This is a genomic window from Streptomyces sp. B21-083, from assembly GCF_036898825.1.
In the GTDB taxonomy this organism is placed as follows: Bacteria; Actinomycetota; Actinomycetes; order Streptomycetales; family Streptomycetaceae; genus Streptomyces.
Genome location: NZ_JARUND010000001.1, coordinates 1811036 through 1829092, shown reverse-complemented (window position 1 = coordinate 1829092; position 18057 = coordinate 1811036). Strand labels below are relative to the sequence as shown.

The 18057-nt window shown below is 70.6% G+C and carries 16 protein-coding genes; 11 read left to right on the top strand and 5 right to left on the bottom strand.

The genetic code is table 11. From position 1 onward, the window contains the following. The first annotated feature begins 127 nt into the window (after window positions 1-127). Window positions 128-412, top strand: coding sequence for a DUF5955 family protein (locus QA861_RS08035; protein ID WP_334590489.1), 285 nt, complete (start codon window positions 128-130; stop codon window positions 410-412). Between the two features lie 271 nt (window positions 413-683). Here QA861_RS08035 and QA861_RS08030 read toward each other — a convergent pair whose 3' ends face one another. Beyond that, window positions 684-1490: an IclR family transcriptional regulator gene (locus QA861_RS08030; protein ID WP_334587511.1), complete on the bottom strand. Its 807-nt coding sequence runs from the start codon at window positions 1488-1490 to the stop codon at window positions 684-686. Between the two features lie 285 nt (window positions 1491-1775). Here QA861_RS08030 and allB point away from each other — a divergent pair, with 285 nt between their 5' ends. The 5 genes from allB (at window position 1776) to QA861_RS08005 (ending at window position 6894) form a co-directional block, all read left to right on the top strand. After that, a complete protein-coding gene (allB, locus tag QA861_RS08025) occupies window positions 1776-3116 on the top strand; it encodes an allantoinase AllB (RefSeq protein ID WP_334587510.1) in 1341 nt (446 codons plus the stop codon). A gap of 65 nt (window positions 3117-3181) precedes the next feature. Beyond that, a complete protein-coding gene (gene alc, locus QA861_RS08020) occupies window positions 3182-4297 on the top strand; it encodes an allantoicase (RefSeq protein WP_334587509.1) in 1116 nt (371 codons plus the stop codon). A gap of 297 nt (window positions 4298-4594) precedes the next feature. Continuing rightward, window positions 4595-5164 (top strand): TetR/AcrR family transcriptional regulator, encoded by a 570-nt coding sequence (locus tag QA861_RS08015; protein WP_334587508.1) that lies wholly within the window; start codon window positions 4595-4597, stop codon window positions 5162-5164. Between the two features lie 47 nt (window positions 5165-5211). Further along, on the top strand, window positions 5212-5913 hold the full coding sequence (locus QA861_RS08010; RefSeq protein ID WP_334587507.1) for an SDR family oxidoreductase: 702 nt from the start codon (window positions 5212-5214) through the stop codon (window positions 5911-5913). A 102-nt stretch (window positions 5914-6015) separates the two neighbouring features. Continuing rightward, window positions 6016-6894, top strand: coding sequence for an alpha/beta fold hydrolase (locus QA861_RS08005; RefSeq protein ID WP_334587506.1), 879 nt, complete (start codon window positions 6016-6018; stop codon window positions 6892-6894). Between the two features lie 54 nt (window positions 6895-6948). On the opposite strand, the gene QA861_RS08000 is transcribed toward QA861_RS08005, so the two are convergent. After that, a complete protein-coding gene (locus tag QA861_RS08000; protein ID WP_334587505.1) occupies window positions 6949-9618 on the bottom strand; it encodes a discoidin domain-containing protein in 2670 nt (889 codons plus the stop codon). A gap of 274 nt (window positions 9619-9892) precedes the next feature. Here QA861_RS08000 and QA861_RS07995 point away from each other — a divergent pair, with 274 nt between their 5' ends. The 3 genes from QA861_RS07995 (at window position 9893) to QA861_RS07985 (ending at window position 13359) form a co-directional block, all read left to right on the top strand. Then, on the top strand, window positions 9893-10042 hold the full coding sequence (locus tag QA861_RS07995) for a LacI family DNA-binding transcriptional regulator (RefSeq protein ID WP_334587504.1): 150 nt from the start codon (window positions 9893-9895) through the stop codon (window positions 10040-10042). A 261-nt stretch (window positions 10043-10303) separates the two neighbouring features. Beyond that, on the top strand, window positions 10304-12010 hold the full coding sequence (locus QA861_RS07990) for a glycosyl hydrolase family 28-related protein (protein WP_334590488.1): 1707 nt from the start codon (window positions 10304-10306) through the stop codon (window positions 12008-12010). 59 nt (window positions 12011-12069) lie between these two features. Then, complete coding sequence (locus tag QA861_RS07985; protein ID WP_334587503.1) at window positions 12070-13359, top strand: alginate lyase family protein; 1290 nt, start codon at window positions 12070-12072, stop codon at window positions 13357-13359. Window positions 13360-13390: 31 nt separating this feature from the next. Here the strand turns inward: QA861_RS07985 and QA861_RS07980 are convergent, their stop codons facing one another. Then, window positions 13391-13591 (bottom strand): hypothetical protein, encoded by a 201-nt coding sequence (locus QA861_RS07980; protein WP_334587502.1) that lies wholly within the window; start codon window positions 13589-13591, stop codon window positions 13391-13393. 178 nt (window positions 13592-13769) lie between these two features. Here QA861_RS07980 and QA861_RS07975 point away from each other — a divergent pair, with 178 nt between their 5' ends. After that, the gene (locus tag QA861_RS07975) at window positions 13770-15095 is read left to right on the top strand and encodes a sensor histidine kinase (protein ID WP_334587501.1); all 1326 of its coding nucleotides are present in this window, start codon (window positions 13770-13772) and stop codon (window positions 15093-15095) included. 66 nt (window positions 15096-15161) lie between these two features. Here the strand turns inward: QA861_RS07975 and QA861_RS07970 are convergent, their stop codons facing one another. Further along, window positions 15162-16196, bottom strand: coding sequence for an aldo/keto reductase (locus tag QA861_RS07970; protein ID WP_334587500.1), 1035 nt, complete (start codon window positions 16194-16196; stop codon window positions 15162-15164). A gap of 97 nt (window positions 16197-16293) precedes the next feature. Between QA861_RS07970 and QA861_RS07965 the strand changes: the two genes are divergently transcribed. Further along, entirely contained in the window at window positions 16294-16974 is a 681-nt protein-coding gene (locus QA861_RS07965) for a response regulator transcription factor (RefSeq protein ID WP_334587499.1), read from the top strand. A gap of 39 nt (window positions 16975-17013) precedes the next feature. Here QA861_RS07965 and QA861_RS07960 read toward each other — a convergent pair whose 3' ends face one another. Next, the gene (locus QA861_RS07960) at window positions 17014-18027 is read right to left on the bottom strand and encodes a Gfo/Idh/MocA family protein (protein WP_334587498.1); all 1014 of its coding nucleotides are present in this window, start codon (window positions 18025-18027) and stop codon (window positions 17014-17016) included. Window positions 18028-18057 lie beyond the last annotated feature (30 nt).

The following is an 18057-nucleotide window of genomic DNA, read 5'->3' as shown; positions in this document are numbered from 1 at the left end:
GCGCCTGTCGTGTGGTTGGCGTTTACTGTCCCGCGTTCCCGGTGCCCGACCGTCGTCATGGGGGCGTGGGGGGCGTACGTGGGGCCAGTGGGGGAGAGCTGTGTTGCGGAGCTTGGGGCAGAGGTCGGTGGCCGGCAGCGACGAGGATCCGAGGGTGGCGGAGTTGCGGACCGCGGTGTCCCGGCTGCGCCGTGAACTCGCCGCGCACCCGGCCGAGTTCCCCGACCGTGGCATCGCCGAGGACGAACTGGCCTGCCTGGCCGCGATGGCGATCACGGGCAGCCCCGAAATCCCGCGCCTGCGCCGCTCGTTACTCCTGATCGCCGGCGCGATCGGCTCGGTCAGCGCACTCGCCCGGGGCCTGTCGGACGTCCGCGCGGCGGTGGAACTGTTCGGCACTCCGCCCCGCTGACGGCTCCGCCGGACCTGCCGGTCGAATGCTGCGGGCCGGTGGGGGCTGGTCGCGCAGTTCCCCGCGCCCCTGGCGGGGGTGCCTGTGCCGCCGGCGGTCAGTGGGTGTGGCTGCCTGAGCCGGCCTGGGTGACCGACAGTTCGGCCGCGACCTGTTTTCGTGCGGGGAGGATTGGCTCGGTCGGACACGTGGGTTCGAATGCTGCGGGCCGGTGGGGGCTGGTCGCGCAGTTCCTCGCGCCCCTGAGGGGCGCCGGCCGATGGGGTGGAGATCAGTGGGTGTGGCTGCCTGAGCTGGCCAGGGTGACCGAGAGTTCGGCCGCGACCTGCTTCAGTACCGGCACGATCCGTTCCGTCGCCTCCTCGGTGACCCGGCCCGCCGGGCCCGAGATGGAGATCGCGGCGGCTGTGGGGGAGTCGGGGACGGAGACAGCGAGACAGCGGACGCCGATCTCCTGCTCGTTGTCGTCGACCGCGTAACCGAGGCGGCGCACGTCCTCCAGAGCGGCGAGGAAGCCGTCCGGGGTGGTGAGCGTCTTCTCCGTCGCGGCCGGCATGCCCGTACGGGCGAGCAGGGAACGCACCTCGTCCGGCGGGAAACCGGCGAGCAGGGCCTTGCCGACGCCGGTGGAGTGCGGCAGGACGCGCCGGCCCACCTCCGTGAACATACGCATCGAGTGCTTGGACGGGACCTGCGCCACGTACACGATCTCGTCGCCGTCCAGGAGCGCCATGTTGGCCGTCTCGCCGGTCTCCTCGACCAGCCGGGCCAGATAGGGGCGGGCCCAGGTGCCGAGCAGCCGGGACGCGGACTCGCCGAGGCGGATCAGCCGCGGGCCCAGCGCGTACCGGCGGTTGGGCTGCTGCCGTACGTAGCCGCAGGCCACGAGCGTGCGCATGAGCCGATGGATGGTGGGCAGCGGCAGCCCGCTGCTCACGGACAGTTCACTGAGGCCGACCTCACCGCCCGCGTCCGCCATGCGCTCCAGCAGATCGAAGGCACGCTCCAGGGACTGGACACCACCGCCGGCGGCGGTGGGTTTGGCGGCGTCGGTGGAGCTGGCGCTGGGCGTCGGCACGGCGCGTTCCTTTCACGGCTGACAGGCGATGGTGCAGCCTACCGGTCGGTTGCTTGACGGCCTGCTGGTGTATGACTACGTTCTGATTTCCGGAACTCTTATTCCGTCTTGTGGAAACATCCAGGTCGCCGCTCCGGTTGGCATCAGGCCGGGTGGGTCGGCAGGGTGACTCTTGACGGTGTGGGGCGGTCGGTGAAGACTCCTTCAACAGAACGTTGAATTCCGTTACGTGGAAGTTAACAGCGGGATTCACGGTGACAGAGGTGACAGAGAGGGGTGTCCGGCGTGTCCGACATCGAACTGGTGTTGCGCTCGACGCGTGTCATCACGCCCGAGGGGACCCGCGCGGCCACCGTCGCGGTCGCCGAGGGTCGAATCGTGGCCGTACTCCCGTACGAGGCCGACGTACCGGTTGGCGCGCGTCTGGAGGACTTCGGCGACGACGTCCTGCTGCCCGGGCTGGTGGACACCCACGTCCACGTCAACGACCCCGGACGCACCGAGTGGGAGGGCTTCTGGACCGCGACGCGCGCCGCGGCGGCCGGCGGCATCACCACCCTCGTCGACATGCCCCTGAACTCCCTCCCGCCGACGACGACGGTCGACCACCTCCGTACGAAGCGGGAAGTCGCCGCGGACAAGGCGCACATCGACGTCGGCTTCTGGGGCGGCGCGCTGCCCGACAACGTCAAGGACCTGCGCCCGCTGCACGACGCCGGTGTCTTCGGCTTCAAGGCGTTCCTGTCACCGTCCGGCGTGGACGAGTTCCCGCACCTCGACCAGGAGCGACTCGCGCTGTCGATGGCCGAGATCGCCGGCTTCGACGGACTGCTCATCGTGCACGCCGAGGACCCGCACCACCTTGACACGGCACCGCAGCAAGGCGGCCCGGAGTACGCGCACTTCCTCGCCTCGCGTCCGCGCGGCGCCGAGGACCGGGCGATCGCCGGCCTGATCGAGCAGGCGAAGCGCCTGCACGCGCGCGTACACGTCCTGCATCTGTCGTCGAGCGACGCGCTGCCGCTGATCGCCGCCGCGAAGGCGGACGGGGTGCGGATCACGGTGGAGACGTGCCCGCACTACCTGACCCTCACCGCCGAGGAAGTCCCGGACGGAGCGAGCGAGTTCAAGTGCTGCCCGCCCATCCGCGAGGCCGCCAACCAGGACCTGCTGTGGCAGGCGCTGGCCGACGGCACGATCGACTGCGTGGTCACCGACCACTCGCCGTCCACCGCGGACCTCAAGACCGCCGACTTCGCCACGGCGTGGGGCGGTATCTCGGGGCTCCAGCTGAGCCTCCCGGCGGTGTGGACCGAGGCGCGGCGAAGAGGCCACTCCCTGGAGGACGTCGTGCGCTGGATGTCCACGCGCACGGCCGCACTCGTGGGCCTCGACGCGCGCAAGGGCGCGATCGAGGCGGGCCGGGACGCCGACTTCGCGGTACTCGCGCCGGACGAGACGTTCACCGTGGACCCGGCCGCCCTGCAGCACCGCAACCGCGTGACGGCGTACGCGGGCAGGACCCTCAGCGGTGTCGTCCGCTCGACCTGGCTGCGCGGCCAACGCATCGTGGCGGAGGGCGAGTTCACCGACCCGAAGGGACAGCTCCTCACCCGTACACCCTGACCGGACCCCCCGCCCCGGCACCCGCAACGGCCGACACCGAAGTCCGAAAGGCAGAACTGATCACCGTGACCGCGACTGTGAGCTTCACCGGCGACGCGAACCCCTACGGAGGCGGTGACCCGTACGCGGACTACCGCACCGCGGACTTCCCCTTCACCCAGTACGCCGACCTCGCCGACCGCCGCCTCGGGGCCGGGGTGATCGCCGCCAACGACGAGTTCTTCGCCGACCGCGAGAACATGCTCGTGCCCGGGCCCGCCGAGTTCGTGCCCGAGCACTTCGGCCACAAGGGCAAGATCATGGACGGCTGGGAGACCAGGCGCCGGCGCGGCGCGTCCGCCGAGCACCCGTGGCCGACGGCACAGGACCACGACTGGGCGCTGGTACGGCTCGGCGCGCCGGGCGTCGTACGCGGCATCGTGGTCGACACCGCCCACTTCCGCGGCAACTATCCGCAGGCTGTGTCGGTGGAGGGCGTGTCGGTGCCCGGCTCCCCGTCCCCCGAGGAACTGCTGGCGGACGACGTGAAGTGGACGACGCTGGTGCCGCGCACGAAGGTCGGCGGTCACGCGGCGAACGGCTTCGAGGTGGCGCTCGAACAGCGCTTCACGCATCTGCGGGTCAACCAGCATCCGGACGGGGGCATCGCGCGCCTGCGGGTGTACGGGGAGGTCGCCCCCGACCCTGTCTGGCTGGCGGCGCTGGGCACCTTCGACGTGGTCGCCCTGGAGAACGGCGGCCGGGCCGAGGACGCGTCCGACCGCTTCTACTCACCGGCGTCCAACACCGTCCAGCCGGGGCGCTCCCGCAAGATGGACGACGGCTGGGAGACGCGCCGCCGCCGCGACCAGGGCAACGACTGGATCAGCTACCGGCTCGTGGCCCGGTCGGAGATCAGGGCCGTCGAGATCGACACGGCGTATCTGAAGGGGAACAGCGCGGGCTGGGCGACGGTGTCGCTCCGGGACGGGGTGAACGGCGGGTGGTCGGAGATCCTTCCGCGCACCCGCCTCCAGCCCGACACCAACCACCGCTTCGTCCTGCCGGCCCCGGCGACGGGCACGCACGCGCGCGTGGACATCTACCCGGACGGCGGGATCTCGCGCCTCCGGCTGTTCGGCTCCCTGACGGAGGAGGGTACGGCGGAACTGGCGGCCCGGCACCGGGAACTCGGGGGCTGACACCGCCGGGCACCTGGTGGACGCCGTCGGAGTTAACCTGCGGCCCGATCGTTTCACGGGGCCCGCACCCCCGCCCTTCCGGACCCTGTTCGCTCAAGTTGGGGAAACCGATCCGTCTTCCCAGTGAAAACAGGTCGGTTTCCGGTCCGTGCCCTGTCCCCGGCCAGCGGAAAAGGGAAAAATGACTGCCGCCTTCGATGTCGCACTCGATGTTCGATGTGCGTCATCGCGGTCACCCGGGAGGGCCTCATAAACCGATCGGTTTGTATTGCGTCGGAGTCGAGTTACTCTCGCCGTATGACCACCGAGGCGAAGTCAAGTACCAGGGAGCGGCTGCTGGAGGCGGTGGCGGCGCTCACCTACCGGGACGGTGCCGGCATGGGCGTCGACGCGCTGTGCAGGGCGGCGGGGGTGTCGAAGCGTTCCATGTACCAGCTGTTCGAGAGTAAGGACGAACTGCTGGCGGCGAGCCTGGAGGAACGCACCGCCGCCTTCGTGGCCGGGCTCCTGCCCACCCCCGACGACGGCCGTTCACCCCGTGAGCGGATCACGCACGTCTTCGGCCGGCTGGAGTCGCAGGCGGATTCGCCCGACTTCCAGGGCTGTCGGTACCTGTCTGTCCAGATCGAGCTCAAGGACCGGACTCACCCCGCGAGCCGGGTGGCCCACCGGGTCAAGGCGAACCTGACGGACTTCTTCCGCGCCGAGGCCGAACGGGGCGGGGCGAGCGACCCGGATCTGCTGGCCCGGCAGCTGATCCTGGTCTTCGACGGCGCCAGCGCCCGCGCGGGAATCGGCGCCGATGAGCTGCCGGGGCTCATCGCGCCGACTGTGGCCGCGATGCTCGACGCGAGCCATATGCGCTGATCGGTGGCTGCGGTGGCCGTTTTCGGTTTCTCGTTGTGGAGGCAGTAATGACATCACTCAAGGGCGCGAGCGTCTTCGTCACCGGCGGCAGTCGCGGGATAGGCAAGGCCCTGGTGGAGGAGCTCTACCTCCGGGGTGCCGGCAAGGTCTACGCCACGGCCCGTGATCCGCGCACGGTGACCCATCCCGACGCCGTTCCGGTGGCGCTGGAGGTCACCGACCCGGCGTCCGTGGCGGCGGCCGCCGCGCAGGCGCAGGATGTCACCGTGCTGATCAACAACGCCGGCGCCTCGGTCGGCGCGTCCTTCCTCGGCTCCGCGCTCGACGACGTGCGCCAGGAGTTCGAGACCAACTTCTACGGCCCCCTGCTGGTCGCCCGGGCCTTCGTGCCGGTCATCGAGGGCAACGGCGGCGGCCACATCCTCAATGTGCACTCGGTGCTGTCCTGGGTGGCCCTCGGCGGCTCCTACAGCGCCTCCAAGGCCGCTCTGTGGTCGCAGACCAACTCCCTGCGCCTGGAACTCCAGCCGCGCGGAATCTCTGTCACCGGACTGCACGTGGGATACGTGGACACGGACCTCGCGGCGGGCGCCGACGGCCCCAAGGCCGACCCGCGCGACGTCGCCGCCCGCGCCCTCGACGGCATCGAGGCGGGAGCGCACGAGGTACTCGCCGACGACATCTCGCGCCAGGTCAAGGCGGGACTCGCCGGAGACCTCGCGGGACTGTATCCCCAGCTGGCGCAGTAGGCCGCGAACCGGAACGCGGGCTGCCGACCGCCCCGGCCGGCCCGAACCCGCCGGACCGAACCCCCAGTCTCCTGAGCACAGTTCACACACGAGGAGTCCGAGATGCCCAACACCACGTCGCGCCCCAGGATCGACATTCCGGGGACCACCAGCCACACCCTCGCTCCCCGCCCGGGACGCGCCGGCCAGGAGGGAACGCTGCGCTACCTCAGAGCGGGCACCGGCGCTCCCCTGGTCCTGCTGCACACCGTGCGCACCCAGGCCGAGCACTACCGCTCCCTCATCCCGTTGATCTCCGGCCGGTACACCGTGTACGCCCTCGATCTGCCGGGGATGGGCTACTCGGAGATCGTGCCCGGTGCGTCGTACGACGAGCCGGCGATGCGCGAGGGTGTAGAGCGGCTCCTGACGGAACTCGACCTGCATGACGTGACGTTGGTCGGGGAGTCCATGGGGGCGGTGCTCGCGCTGACCGCGGCGGCCGATCTGCCGGAGCGCGTACGGCGTGTCGTCGCGGTCAACACGTACGACTTCCGCGGCGGTATCGCCCGCTCCGGCCTCCTCGCCCGGGTGGTGGTCAGCGGTGTCCTCGCACCGGGCGTCGGACCGGTGATCGCCGGCGTGGAGCCCAAGCCGATCATCAGCAAGATCCTTCAGGGCGGCCTGGGTGACAAGACCGCCCTGCGCGACGACTACGTGGACGAACTTCTCCAGGTGGGCAGCCGCCCCGGCTACCCGGCGGTGGCCCGAGCTGTGTACCAGAGCCTGCCCAGCCTCATCGCGGCCCGCTCGCGCTATCCCGAGGTCAAGGCCCCAATTCACCTCGTCTACGGGGAGAAGGACTGGTCCCGGCCCTCGGACCGGGAGGCCAACAAGAAGCTGCTGCCCGTCGCCGAGTTCACCCAGGTGCGGGGTGCGGGCCACTTCATCGCACTGGAGCGGCCCGACGTAGTGGCCGACCTGGTGAACGCCCTGGCCTGACTGTCCGAGTTCGCCGACGGACAGGGGGAGGTTCGACGGAGGCGAAGGCGTCGGTCAGGGGCGGATCGTCAGCCAGTCGAGCGCGGCGACCCGGGCCCCGCCCTTCGCCACGAGGTACAGGTCGTGGGTGCCGCCGACCTTGCGACGCAGAACCACGGACCGCTCCCGCCATTCACCGCCGGTGTCCGTGAGGGGTACCACCGCGGCCACCGGGCCGTCCGGTGAGTCCAGGCGCAACCGGAGCGAGCAGCCCCGCGCGCAGGTGGAGGCGAGGCGCACGGTGAAATGCCTGCCCCGGACGTTCACCGCGTCGAAGCCCAGCCTGTCGCCCGAGCCGAGGGCACCGGTGGCCGCCGTGCCGCGCGCCACTCCTCTTACAGAGGTGGCCTGTTCGGCCTGGAGCGTCGAGGCGGCGTCGGGCCCTTCCGCGTACAGCCTGATGTCGTTGACGTCCCAGGGCGTCGGCCCGTTCGCGGTCAGCGTGACGCGTACGTAGCGGGCGGTGGTCTGCCGGGGGAACACCGCGTCCTGGGTGAAGGAGCGGCCGGAGACCCTGGCGAGGGGCTCACCCCAGTGCGTGCCGTCGCGGCTCACGGAGACCGTGAAGCCGTACGGCTGCCCGCTGGTGTCACGGCCCGCGTCGAGGGAGAGCCGGCCGAAGGTCTTGCTCTCGCCGAGGTCGACGGTCAGGGACTGGCCGACAGCCTGCGGGGCGGCGCCCGTCCAGCGGGTGTTGATGTCGCCGTCGACGCCGGCCCGGGCATCGGTGCCGTCGCTCGCCGTGGCGGTCCACTCGCCATGGCGTACCCGTTGCCGGCAGTCGGGCAGATCGCAACCGGTCGACCAGACGGGAGCGCCGTACTCGTAGGCGCCCTGGTCGGGAGCCGCGCCCACGGTGTCGGTCGTGACGCCGTCGACCACCTCGCCCGCGTCGATGGCGGGCGAACCCGGTGTCAGCCACAGCTCACCGTTGACGGCGTCCGAGTAGCCGGGCTTCTCGCTGATCAGGTTGGAGCGGACGACCGGCAGTGGGTTTCCGGTCCGCGTCGCGGTGACCGGCTTGGGCCCGACGATGTTGCTGAAGTACGAACCTGACGCGTCCGTCGCGCCGCCGAGGGCGACCGAGGCGACGTTGACGCCCACTCCGTAACTGGAGTTGTGGTCCTCGTTGGCGATGCTCGGGCCGGTGTGCCCGTTGAAGAAGACGCCCCGGCTGCCGGTGTTCCAGGCGACGTTGTGGTGGAGCCTGAAGTGGCCGGAGTAGTTGTCGACGTAGTAGCCGTTCTGGCCGTCGGCGTCGTGCGCGGTGTTGTGGTCGACGGAGGTGCCCGAGCCGTTCAGGCTGCAGCACACATAGAAGGGGGAGCCGTCGCGGGAGGTGCGCATCGCCTCGGACATGTCGTTGTAGGCGATGCGGTTGTCGTGGAACTCGGTGCCGTTGAGCTGCCAGGCGGTGTCGATGGCCGCCCGTCCGGTACGCCGGATCGTGTTGTGGGTGACCGTGTGGCCGTTGCCGTTGATCTCGATGCCGGGGGTGTAACTGCCCATCCATCCGACGTCGTGGATGTAGTTGTCGGTGACGGTGTTGCCGGTGCCACGGACCAGGACGCCGTCGCCGGCCGACCGCGCGATCTCGCTGTTCTTCAGGGTGTTGCCGGTGCCGAGGATCTGCACGCCCGAGTCGAGGATGCGGGAGGCGACGATGTTGCCTTCGAACGGCTCGACCGCGAGATCACCGTCCGGCGGCATCGGCAGGGTGGAGAACTCGGAGATGTACGTGGCGTGCAGCCCGTCGACCACAACTCCCGTACTCGACTTGCCCGTTCGGAGGGAAGTGCCCCAGAGGTTCAGCCCGCGCACGGTGACGTACGAACTGTCGCTCAGGTCGACGGCCCACAGCCGGTGCTTGGCGGTCACCGTGTGTCCGGCGATGCCGTCCTTCGGGGGGACCATGTAAAGCCGGTGCGCGGCCTTGTCGTAGTACCACTCGCCGGGCTGGTCGAGGGCGGCCTTCGACCCGACGAGGTAGTAGTTGCGGTAGGTCTGGTTGCCCATGCACAGGGGCGGGCAGCGGTAGTTGCCGCCGTGGAAGTCCAGCTTGCCCGTCGAGGCGGCGGTGACCGTGCCGGTCTGCTGGGCCCATGGGTTGGAGCCCGCCCACAGGTGCACGGTGGCGCCGGTCCAGCCGGCGTCGGGCAGGTCGGTGTCGTCGATGTGCTGGTCGGTGGAGGTGGCGTCGGCCTCGGCCCAGGTGACGTTCAGCGGATCGGCGCCGGAGTTGGGCCAACGGCCCTCAGCGGCACGGGTGTTGTCCAGGAACACCGCGTTGAAGTCAATGCCGGACGGGAGGTCGGTGTCGGTGGCGATCAGTCCGCCGCCCGCGTCCTTCCAGCCGGTCACCCGCTCCGTTCCGTCGACGGTCACCGGACCGTCTCCGTACGCGGCGATCGTGACCGGAGCACCCTCGGTGCCGGAGGGAGGGGTGAGTTGCTCACGGTAGGTGCCCCGGTGGACCAGGCAGGTGTCGCCGGGGCGGACTCGTTCGAGGCAGGCGCCGATGGTACGCAGCGGACCTGCCGGCGTGCCGGGTGCGTGGTCGCTGCCGCGAGGCGCGACGTGGTACGCGCGGCCGGACTGCGCCGCGTGCGCATGCGCCTGGGTCTGGACCGGGGACGTCAGCAGCGCCGTCACGACGGCCAGCAGGGAGAGATGTCCGCGTCTCATGTCCGGTCTCCACTCGTCGGATTCGGATTCGGATGACGGGTGTGCGGCGGTCGGTGGGCATGCCCCGATCGGGGATTCCCGCCCGGCCGTCTCGGCGTCGGCTCCGACGGGGGCGCCGAGCACGGCACAGCTCAACCAGCGCTCACCGGGCGCCAGTTGGCCCACGAGTACGGGCAGTGCGGTACATGGGGCGAGGGCGTTCGTGCCGAGCGCCACAAGGGTTGCGACAGTTCTCGCAACACCCGATCGCTCGGCAACGTAAGAGATTCATCCGATGACGTCAATGGCTCCGACGGGATCCGGCCAGGGAAGACGGCGCGCTCTCGCCGCGATTGCTGGTCAGGTGGGCGTCTCGGTGTCCACCGTCCCTAAGGTGCTCCATGATAGATCCGATGTATCAGCGGAGACGCGGGTCAGCGTGTAGCGGTGGCGGCCACCGCGGCGCCCGTCGGTGGTCTGATGGGCTTCGTCATCGGCCGGTTCACCCATCTGAATCGGTGCGTGAGCTATCCCCTTAAAGGTCCAAACCAATAAAGAGCGCACGAGCCCTTTCGCCCTCAAGAGTGTCATGGCATGCTCACCGCTCAGCGCACATCTGAACGTCGTTCACATCCATGAAAGACCATGGGAAGGGCGAACGGACATGAGAGACGCACAGGCACCCCTCACCGGTGAGCAAAATGTCATGCGCATGACCTCCAGTTCGACCAGGCGCGCCGTCCTTGGCGGCGCCGTCGCCGTAGCGGCCGGTGCGGTAGCGGCCGGTGCCGGCATCGCGGCGGCCGCCGGACCGGGAACCCCGTCGACCGGAACGCCGTCGACCGGAACGCCGTCGACCGGAACCCCGCTCCTCTGGCGGGAGTTCGAACGCACCCCCTTCACCCACCTGCAGATCCCCTACATCGGCCGCGCGGGTTGCTTCGGCGGCGCGGTCCGCCGCCCCCGCCGCCCCGCTGTCGCCGACGTACGCGATTTCGGCGCCGTGGCCGACGGCGTGACCGACTCCGCCCCCGCGATCAACCGGGCCATCGCCGCCGCCGGCCGGGCCGGCGGCGGCACGGTCACCATCCCGCCCGGCACGTTCCGTATCGACGACGTGATCCGCCTGGACCGGTCGAACGTGACCCTCAAGGGCGCCGGCAGCGGCCGTACGACCCTGTACGCGACGAAGAACCTCACCGAACTGATCGGCGCCTACGGCTCCCGCTACGGCGGCGACAAGTCGGGCTGGTCATGGGCGGGAGGCCTGATCTGGCTTGCCCCCAGGGCCCGTTGGTCCTCTCTCGTCGCCGCGATCAGGGCGAAGGCGTGGCCCTTCGAGGGATGGACGGGCAACCGGCGCGACGAGTGGCGCCCGCTCACAGCGGTCGCCCCGGCCCGGCAGGGCTCATGGACGATCACGGTGACGAACCCGACGTCACTGCGCCCCGGCGCCCTGGTCCTCCTCCGGCTGGCCGACGACGCGGAGCACACGCTCCTGGAGCACATGTGCGGCGGCGGGCCCGGACCCGAGGCCTACTTCTGGGAGGACAAGACGAAGCTGACGTCGTACGTCCCCTACGAGTGGCCCGTCCGCATCGCCAGGGTCCGGGGCCGCACGGTCACCCTCGAACGACCGCTGCCACTCGACGTACGCCCCGAATGGAACCCTCAACTGACCACGCATGTCGCGGAGTTGACGGGCTCCGGAGTGGAGGGCCTGACCCTTGAGGCCATGGAGACCCCGCAGCAGCCGCATCTGCTGGACAAGGGGCACAACGGCGTCGTCCTGCAGTGCGCGTACGACTGCTGGGTGGACGACGTGACGGTCCGCCACGTCGACAACGGCTTCGGCCTCGTGTCCGCCTCCGCGTGCACCCTGCGGCGGACACGTGTCACCGGCCGCGGCTCCCACCACCCCTACTTCTGCCGTGAGGGCTCGCACGACAACCTCGTCGAGGACTTCACCATCGAGGAGCGCACCGTCCCCGCCCCCTCGAACACCCAACTGCACGGCATCAACGTCGAGGGGCTGTCCTCGTACAACGTCTGGTCGCGCGGCGACATGCGGATGGGCACCTTCGACAGCCACCGCGGACTGCCCTTCGCCAACGTCCGCACCGACATCACCCTGAACAACAACGGCCGCCACGGCGGTGACGCGAGCGCCGGCCCCCTGTTCGGCGCCCGCTTCGCCCACTGGAACATCCGCGTCACCAACGCGCGCGCGGGACTCGTCAGGATCGACGGCCTGGCACCGTACTCCGCCACCGTCGGCATCGACGAGGTCAGGGAGTTCGACCAGATCGACGTCCCCGACCTCACCGGCGACCTCCATAGCCGCCTGGAGCTGTACGGCAGCCCGCACGCGGTACGGCCGCGGAATCTGCACACTGCACAACGCGCGCTCTAGGGCTTTTCCCCGTGTCACCTCACCCCCCGCACGTTCGCCCACCAGAACGGAGTGGATCGATGAGCGCACCCTCGGCACTGTCACGACTGAGCGTCCTCCTGGTGGCCTTCGCCGCGTTCGCCGTCGGCGCCGCCGTCCCCACCGCCTCGGCGCGGGTGACAGCGGGGTCCGCGCCCGAGGTCCCGCACACGGCCGTACTGGACGGCGCCCAACTCCACCGGACCAAGCTCCGAGTGGAGCACGGCGACCGCCAACTGCGCCGCAGCGTGGACGCGTTGACGGCCCGGGCCGCCAAATGGCTGAGCCAGGGCCCCTGGACGGTCGTCGACAAACCACGCCCAGCCCCCGGCGGCGACGTCCACGACTACCTGAGCCAGGCTCCCTACTGGTGGCCCTCCAAGCCCCTGACCAGCGACAACACCTGGGGCTGCCCCTATGTGCAACGCGACGGCGAGCGCAACCCCGAGGTCGACACCGGCACCGACCGCCAGGACGTCGAGAAGACCTTCGACGCCGCGTACGACCTCTCCCTCGCCTGGTACTACACCGGCGAGAAGCGGTACGCGGAGAAGGCCGGGCAGGTGCTGCGCACCTGGTTCCTCGACCCGGCCACGAGGATGAACCCGAACCTGAACCACGCGCAGTTCATTCCCTGCAGGTACGACGGCCGGGCCATCGGCATCATCGACTTCTCGCAGTCGTTCACCAGCGTCCTCGACGCGCTCGCCCTGCTGGACACCGGCGCCCCGGGCTGGACCCGGAAGGACCGGGCCGGCATGACGAAGTGGAACAGCGACTTCCTCGGCTGGCTCAGGACCAGTGACTTCGGCAAGGAGGAGGCCGCCGCCACCAACAACCACGGCACCTTCTACGACATGCAGCTCGCCGCACTCGCCTACGCGACCGGCGACAGGGAACTCGCCCGGCGAACCGTCCTGAACGCCCGGAGCACGCGCGTCGCGCAGCAGATCGCGGCCGACGGCAGCCAGCCGCAGGAGCTGGCGCGGACCAGAAGCTGGCACTACTCGAGCTTCGCCCTGGTCGCCCACACCCGGCTCGCGGCCATCGGCCGGCACGTCGGCGTGAACCTGTGGGCGTACCGGGGCCCGGACGGGCAGAGCCTGTTCAAGGCGGTGGACTACCTGCTGCCCGCCGCGACGGGATCGGCCGCCTGGCCGCATCCGGAGCTCGGATTCCTCCGGTACGCGGCGGACGACATCGTCCATGCGGCCGCCGACGCCGGTGATGTACGGGCGCGGCGGGCGGTCTCCTTGCTGGAAGAGCCGCCCGGCGGTGACCTCTGGGCGCTGCGCCCGGCGGCGGAACAACTCGACTCCATCGCGGGCTGACCCGCCACCGTCCGGTCCCCCACCCCTTCGTTCACCCGGACTTGCGGCGCTCGGCTGCGGCGAACAGCGCGAAGGACAGCACGAGCAGTGCCACACTCGCGTAGAGCTCATAGCCGTCGAGGAATCCGATCTTCTGTACGAGGCCCCAGTGCAGGTCCGTGAATTCCCGCAGCAGACCCGCGGCACCCTGCACCAGGGCGATGAAACCGGCGATTTCCAGTAACTGCTTCATACCGGGATCGTCGCTCCGCGGACCCTCCGCCCTCATCGGCCGCGGGGCGAGGCCGGCTCTTCCGAAGTCGCCGGTCGCTCCCGGACGACGCGCCGAAAGTCTGCGGTGGCACGACTTTGGTCGACGATCACGGCTCGGCGGGGATGACACGGGCCGGCACCCCATAGATTCGTCGACTGTGAGAGGTGACAGGTCGACATCCGTTCCCGAGGTCGTTCCCGAGACCGCGACGACGTTCCCGGGGCGGCGGTGGCTCTTCCCGTCGGCCGTGCTCGACGGCCTCGACCCCGACCCCGTCGCGAATCCCGGTTCCGGCACCGGCTCCGCGCGGCAGCGGGCCGGGTGGTTCGGGGTGTCCGCACAGCCCAGGCGCACCGCCCGCGACTGGGTCGTCGACTTCACCTGCTTCCTGCTGGCCGTCCTCGTCGGTGTGCTGGGCGCGGTCGCCCTGGCCGAGGACCCCAACACCCCGCACGCCGTCGCCGCCGTCGACCAGTGGGTCGGCGCCCTCTCCTGCGCCGCCGTATGGCTGCGGCGCCGCTGGCCGCTCGGCCTCGCCGTCGCGATGCTCGCGGTCAGCGTCGTGTCGGGTACGGCGGGCGGCGCCGGCCTGGTCGCCCTCTTCTCCCTCGCCGTGCACCGCCCCTTCCGGTACGTCGGTCTGGTCAGCGGTGCCTCCGTCGTGGTGATCCCGGTCTTCTACTGGCTGCGCCCCGACCCGGACCTGCCGTATCTCGCAGCGGTGGCCCTCAGCGTCCTGCTGACCGCGACCGCGGTCGGCTGGGGCATGTTCGTGCGGGCCAAACGACAGCTCACGGTGAGCCTGCGGGACCGGCTGCGGCGGGCCGAGACGGAGGCGGCGCTGCGGGCCGAACAGGCGCAGCGGCTGGCCCGCGAGGCCATCGCCCGCGAGATGCACGACGTGCTGGCCCACCGCCTCACCTTGTTGAGCGTGCATGCCGGCGCCCTGGAGTTCCGGCCCGACGCACCCCGCGAGGAGGTCGCGCGGGCCGCCGGGGTCATCCGGGAGAGCGCGCACGACGCCCTCCAGGACCTGCGGGAGATCATCGGCGTCCTGCGGGCCGGCGACCCGGAGGAGGCGGGGCGCCCGCAGCCGACGCTCGCCGCGCTCGACATCCTGGTGACCGAATCCCGCGAGGCCGGTATGAAGATCGCGCTGGACAGCCGGGTGACGGCACCGGCCGCCGTACCCGCCTCCATCGGCCGCACCGCCTACCGGATCGTCCAGGAGGGCCTCACGAACGCCCGCAAACACGCCCCGGGCGCCGAGGTCACGGTGTCCCTCACGGGCGCCCAGGGCGACGGCCTGACCGTCTCCGTACGCAATCCAGCACCCCCGGGGGAGGTCCCGCACGTCCCCGGCTCCGGACAGGGCCTCATCGGTCTGACCGAGCGCGCGACCCTGGCGGGCGGACGGCTGGAACACGGCACGGAGCCGGACGGGGGATTCGCTGTCAGGGCCTGGCTGCCGTGGGGTGCCTGAGGGCACGTCTCTCGTGACGGCAACTCTTTGAAGTGTGACGGCACCTCTTTGAAGAGGAGGGCGCTTTCAGCCGCGCACCCTACGCGGTACCACCCGTTGTCCTGCCTCCCCGTACACCCAGGCCGAGGTCTCCTCGATGAACTCGGTCGGGAAACCGGGCCGGAATCCGGTGGTCTCCTCCAGCTTGGCCACCAGATCGGCGGGAAGCGTCAGTTCGGCCGCGCCGAGGTTGTCCGTGAGCTGCTCGACCCGGCGCGCGCCCACGATCGGGTGCACGGCGGGGGAGCGCGCCATCGTCCACGCGATGGCCACCTGCGCCGGGGACGCGCCGAGTTCGTCCGCCGCCGACTGCACCGCCGCCGCCACCGCGTGCTCGCGTTCGCCGATCGCCTCCACGGACAGCCGCGCCGACTCGTCCGGGGCGATGCCACGCGCGCGGGTGTACTTGCCGGACAGAATGCCGTTCTGCAGCGGACTCCAGGCCGCCACCGACATCCCGAACGCCTCTGCCATCGGCAGCAGCTCACGCTCGATGTCACGGTTCAGCAGGCTGTACGGCACCTGGAGCGCGGCGAACTGCGACCAGCCCCGCCACTCCGCCAGGGTGTTGGCCCGGGACACCACCCAGGCCGGGGCGTCCGAGATGCCGACGTACAGCACCTTCCCGGCGCGCACGGCGTCGTCGAGGGCGCGCATGGTCTCCTCGACGGGCGTGGCGCGGTCCCAGATGTGCACCCAGTACACGTCCACGTAGTCCGTACCGAGGCGGCGCAGGCTCGTCTCCAGGGACAGCGTCAGATTCTTGCGGTGGTTGCCCGCGGCGTTGGGATCGGCGCCGTCGCGCGAGATCGTGTACTTAGTGGACACCACGAGCCGGTCGCGCCGCCCCCTGAGGAGTTCGCCCAGGATCGTCTCGCTCGCCCCACCGCGGTAGTTGATCGCCGTGTCGACGACGTTCCCACCCGCGTTCTCGTACGCGTCGAGGATGCGCGCGCACTCGCCCTTGGGCGCCCCCACCCCGCCCTGCTCTCCGAAGGTCATGGCCCCGAGGAAGAGCTCGGAGACACGTAAACCTGTCCTGCCCAGCAGTCGGTAACGCACGAAAGGCCCCTCGTTTCACCGGAGTTCAGGTCGGCAATCTAGCCGGACGTCGGCCCGCGCACGTCCCGACGCCGCACAACCGTGATTACGTGGGGCCATGACCGTGATCAGACTGCTCCTCGTCGACGACGACCCCCTGGTACGGGCTGGGCTGTCCCTCATGATGGGCGGCGCCGAGGACATCGAGATCGTCGGCGAGGCCGCCGACGGCGGTGAGGTCGAGGCCCTCGTCGGCCGCACCGGCCCGGACGTGGTGCTCATGGACATCAGGATGCCGACGGTGGACGGACTCACCGCCACCGAACGCCTGCGGGCCCGCAAGGACGCCCCGCAGGTCGTGGTCCTCACCACCTTCCACGCCGACGACCAGGTACTGCGCGCCCTGCGCGCGGGCGCCGCCGGCTTCGTCCTCAAGGACACCCCGCCCGCCGAGATCCTCGCCGCGGTCCGCCGTGTCGCGGCCGGGGACCCCGTCCTGTCGCCCGCTGTGACCCGCCAGCTGATGGCTCACGCGGCGGGCGGCACGGCTGACACCAGGCGGGCCGACGCCCGGGACCGCACCCGCGCGCTGAACGACCGGGAACGCGAGGTCGCGGTCGCCGTCGGCCAGGGTCGGTCGAACGCCGAGATCGCCGTCGCCCTGTTCATGAGTGTGGCCACCGTCAAGACGCACGTCTCCCGCATCCTCGCCAAACTCGACCTCAACAACCGGGTGCAGATCGCCCTGTTGGCGTACGACGCGGGATTCCTGGAAGAAGACGGGCAGGACCGCCCCTAGTCGGCGAGGGCGCCCGTTCCCTGCCGTCCTCCTGGGCTCTCAGTCCCACCCGCCCGGGATCTCGGCGAGGTGTACGGGTCTGCGCTCCCGTCTGGACAGTTCGCAGGCCTCGGCGACGCGCAGGGCCTGCAGTGCCTCACGGCCGTCGCACGGGTTGGCGCGCTCGCCGCGCACCACCTCGACGAAGGCCGACAGCTCGTCCTCGTAGGCGGGCCCGAAACGCTCCAGGAAGCCCGTCCACGGCTTGCTCGCGGCCGGCGGTCCCGCCGGTTCGGTCGACGCGATCGGCGTACGGTCGTCGAGGCCGACGCCGACCTGGTCCAGCTCGCCGGCCAGCTCCATGCGGACGTCGTAGCCGGCGCCGTTCATTCGTGTCGCCGTCGCAGTGGCGAGCGTGCCGTCGTCCAGGGTGAGTACGACGGCGGCCGTACCGACGTCGCCTGCCTCGCGGAACATCGGGGGCCCGGCGTCCGACCCCGTCGCGTACACCTCGACGATCTCGTGCCCCGTCACCCAGCGCAGGATGTCGAAGTCGTGGATCAGGGTGTCCCGGTACAGCCCACCGGACAGCGGCAGATACTCCGGCGCCGGCGGCGTCTGGTCCGACGTCATCATGCGGACGGTGTGCAGGCGGCCGAGCCTCCCGGAACGCACGGCCTCGCGGGCACCCGTGTAGCCGGTGTCGAAGCGGCGCTGGAAGCCCATCTGAAGGACGGTGCCCGCCGCCTCCACCTCGGCGATCGCGGCCAGGGTGGCAGGCAGATCGAGCGCTATGGGCTTCTCGCAGAACACCGGGAGACCCGAGCGTGCTGCCCGACCGATCAGTTCGGCGTGGGCCGAGGTGGCCGCCGTGATCACCACCGCGTCCACGCCCCAGGTGAAGATCTCGTCGACACCCGGCGCGGCCGTCGCTCCTAAACGGTGGGCGAGATCCTGCGCCCGCCCGCTGTCCGCGTCCGTGACGATGAGGGATCCCCCCACCTCACGGTGACGGCTGAGGGTGTTCGCGTGGAATGTACCGATGCGGCCCGTCCCGATGACTCCGATGCGCATGAGAACCAAACTGGGGTCCGACCAGCCACG

Coding starts and splice junctions, on each gene's coding strand:
- QA861_RS08010 (WP_334587507.1), top strand. CDS start 5,212: ATGACATCACTCAAGGGCGCGAGCGTCTTCGTCACCGGCGGCAGTCGC.
- QA861_RS08005 (WP_334587506.1), top strand. CDS start 6,016: ATGCCCAACACCACGTCGCGCCCCAGGATCGACATTCCGGGGACCACC.
- QA861_RS07965 (WP_334587499.1), top strand. CDS start 16,294: ATGACCGTGATCAGACTGCTCCTCGTCGACGACGACCCCCTGGTACGG.
- QA861_RS07980 (WP_334587502.1), bottom strand. CDS start 13,591: ATGAAGCAGTTACTGGAAATCGCCGGTTTCATCGCCCTGGTGCAGGGT.
- QA861_RS08015 (WP_334587508.1), top strand. CDS start 4,595: ATGACCACCGAGGCGAAGTCAAGTACCAGGGAGCGGCTGCTGGAGGCG.
- QA861_RS07990 (WP_334590488.1), top strand. CDS start 10,304: ATGCGCATGACCTCCAGTTCGACCAGGCGCGCCGTCCTTGGCGGCGCC.
- QA861_RS08000 (WP_334587505.1), bottom strand. CDS start 9,618: ATGAGACGCGGACATCTCTCCCTGCTGGCCGTCGTGACGGCGCTGCTG.
- QA861_RS07960 (WP_334587498.1), bottom strand. CDS start 18,027: ATGCGCATCGGAGTCATCGGGACGGGCCGCATCGGTACATTCCACGCG.
- QA861_RS07985 (WP_334587503.1), top strand. CDS start 12,070: ATGAGCGCACCCTCGGCACTGTCACGACTGAGCGTCCTCCTGGTGGCC.
- QA861_RS07995 (WP_334587504.1), top strand. CDS start 9,893: ATGACGTCAATGGCTCCGACGGGATCCGGCCAGGGAAGACGGCGCGCT.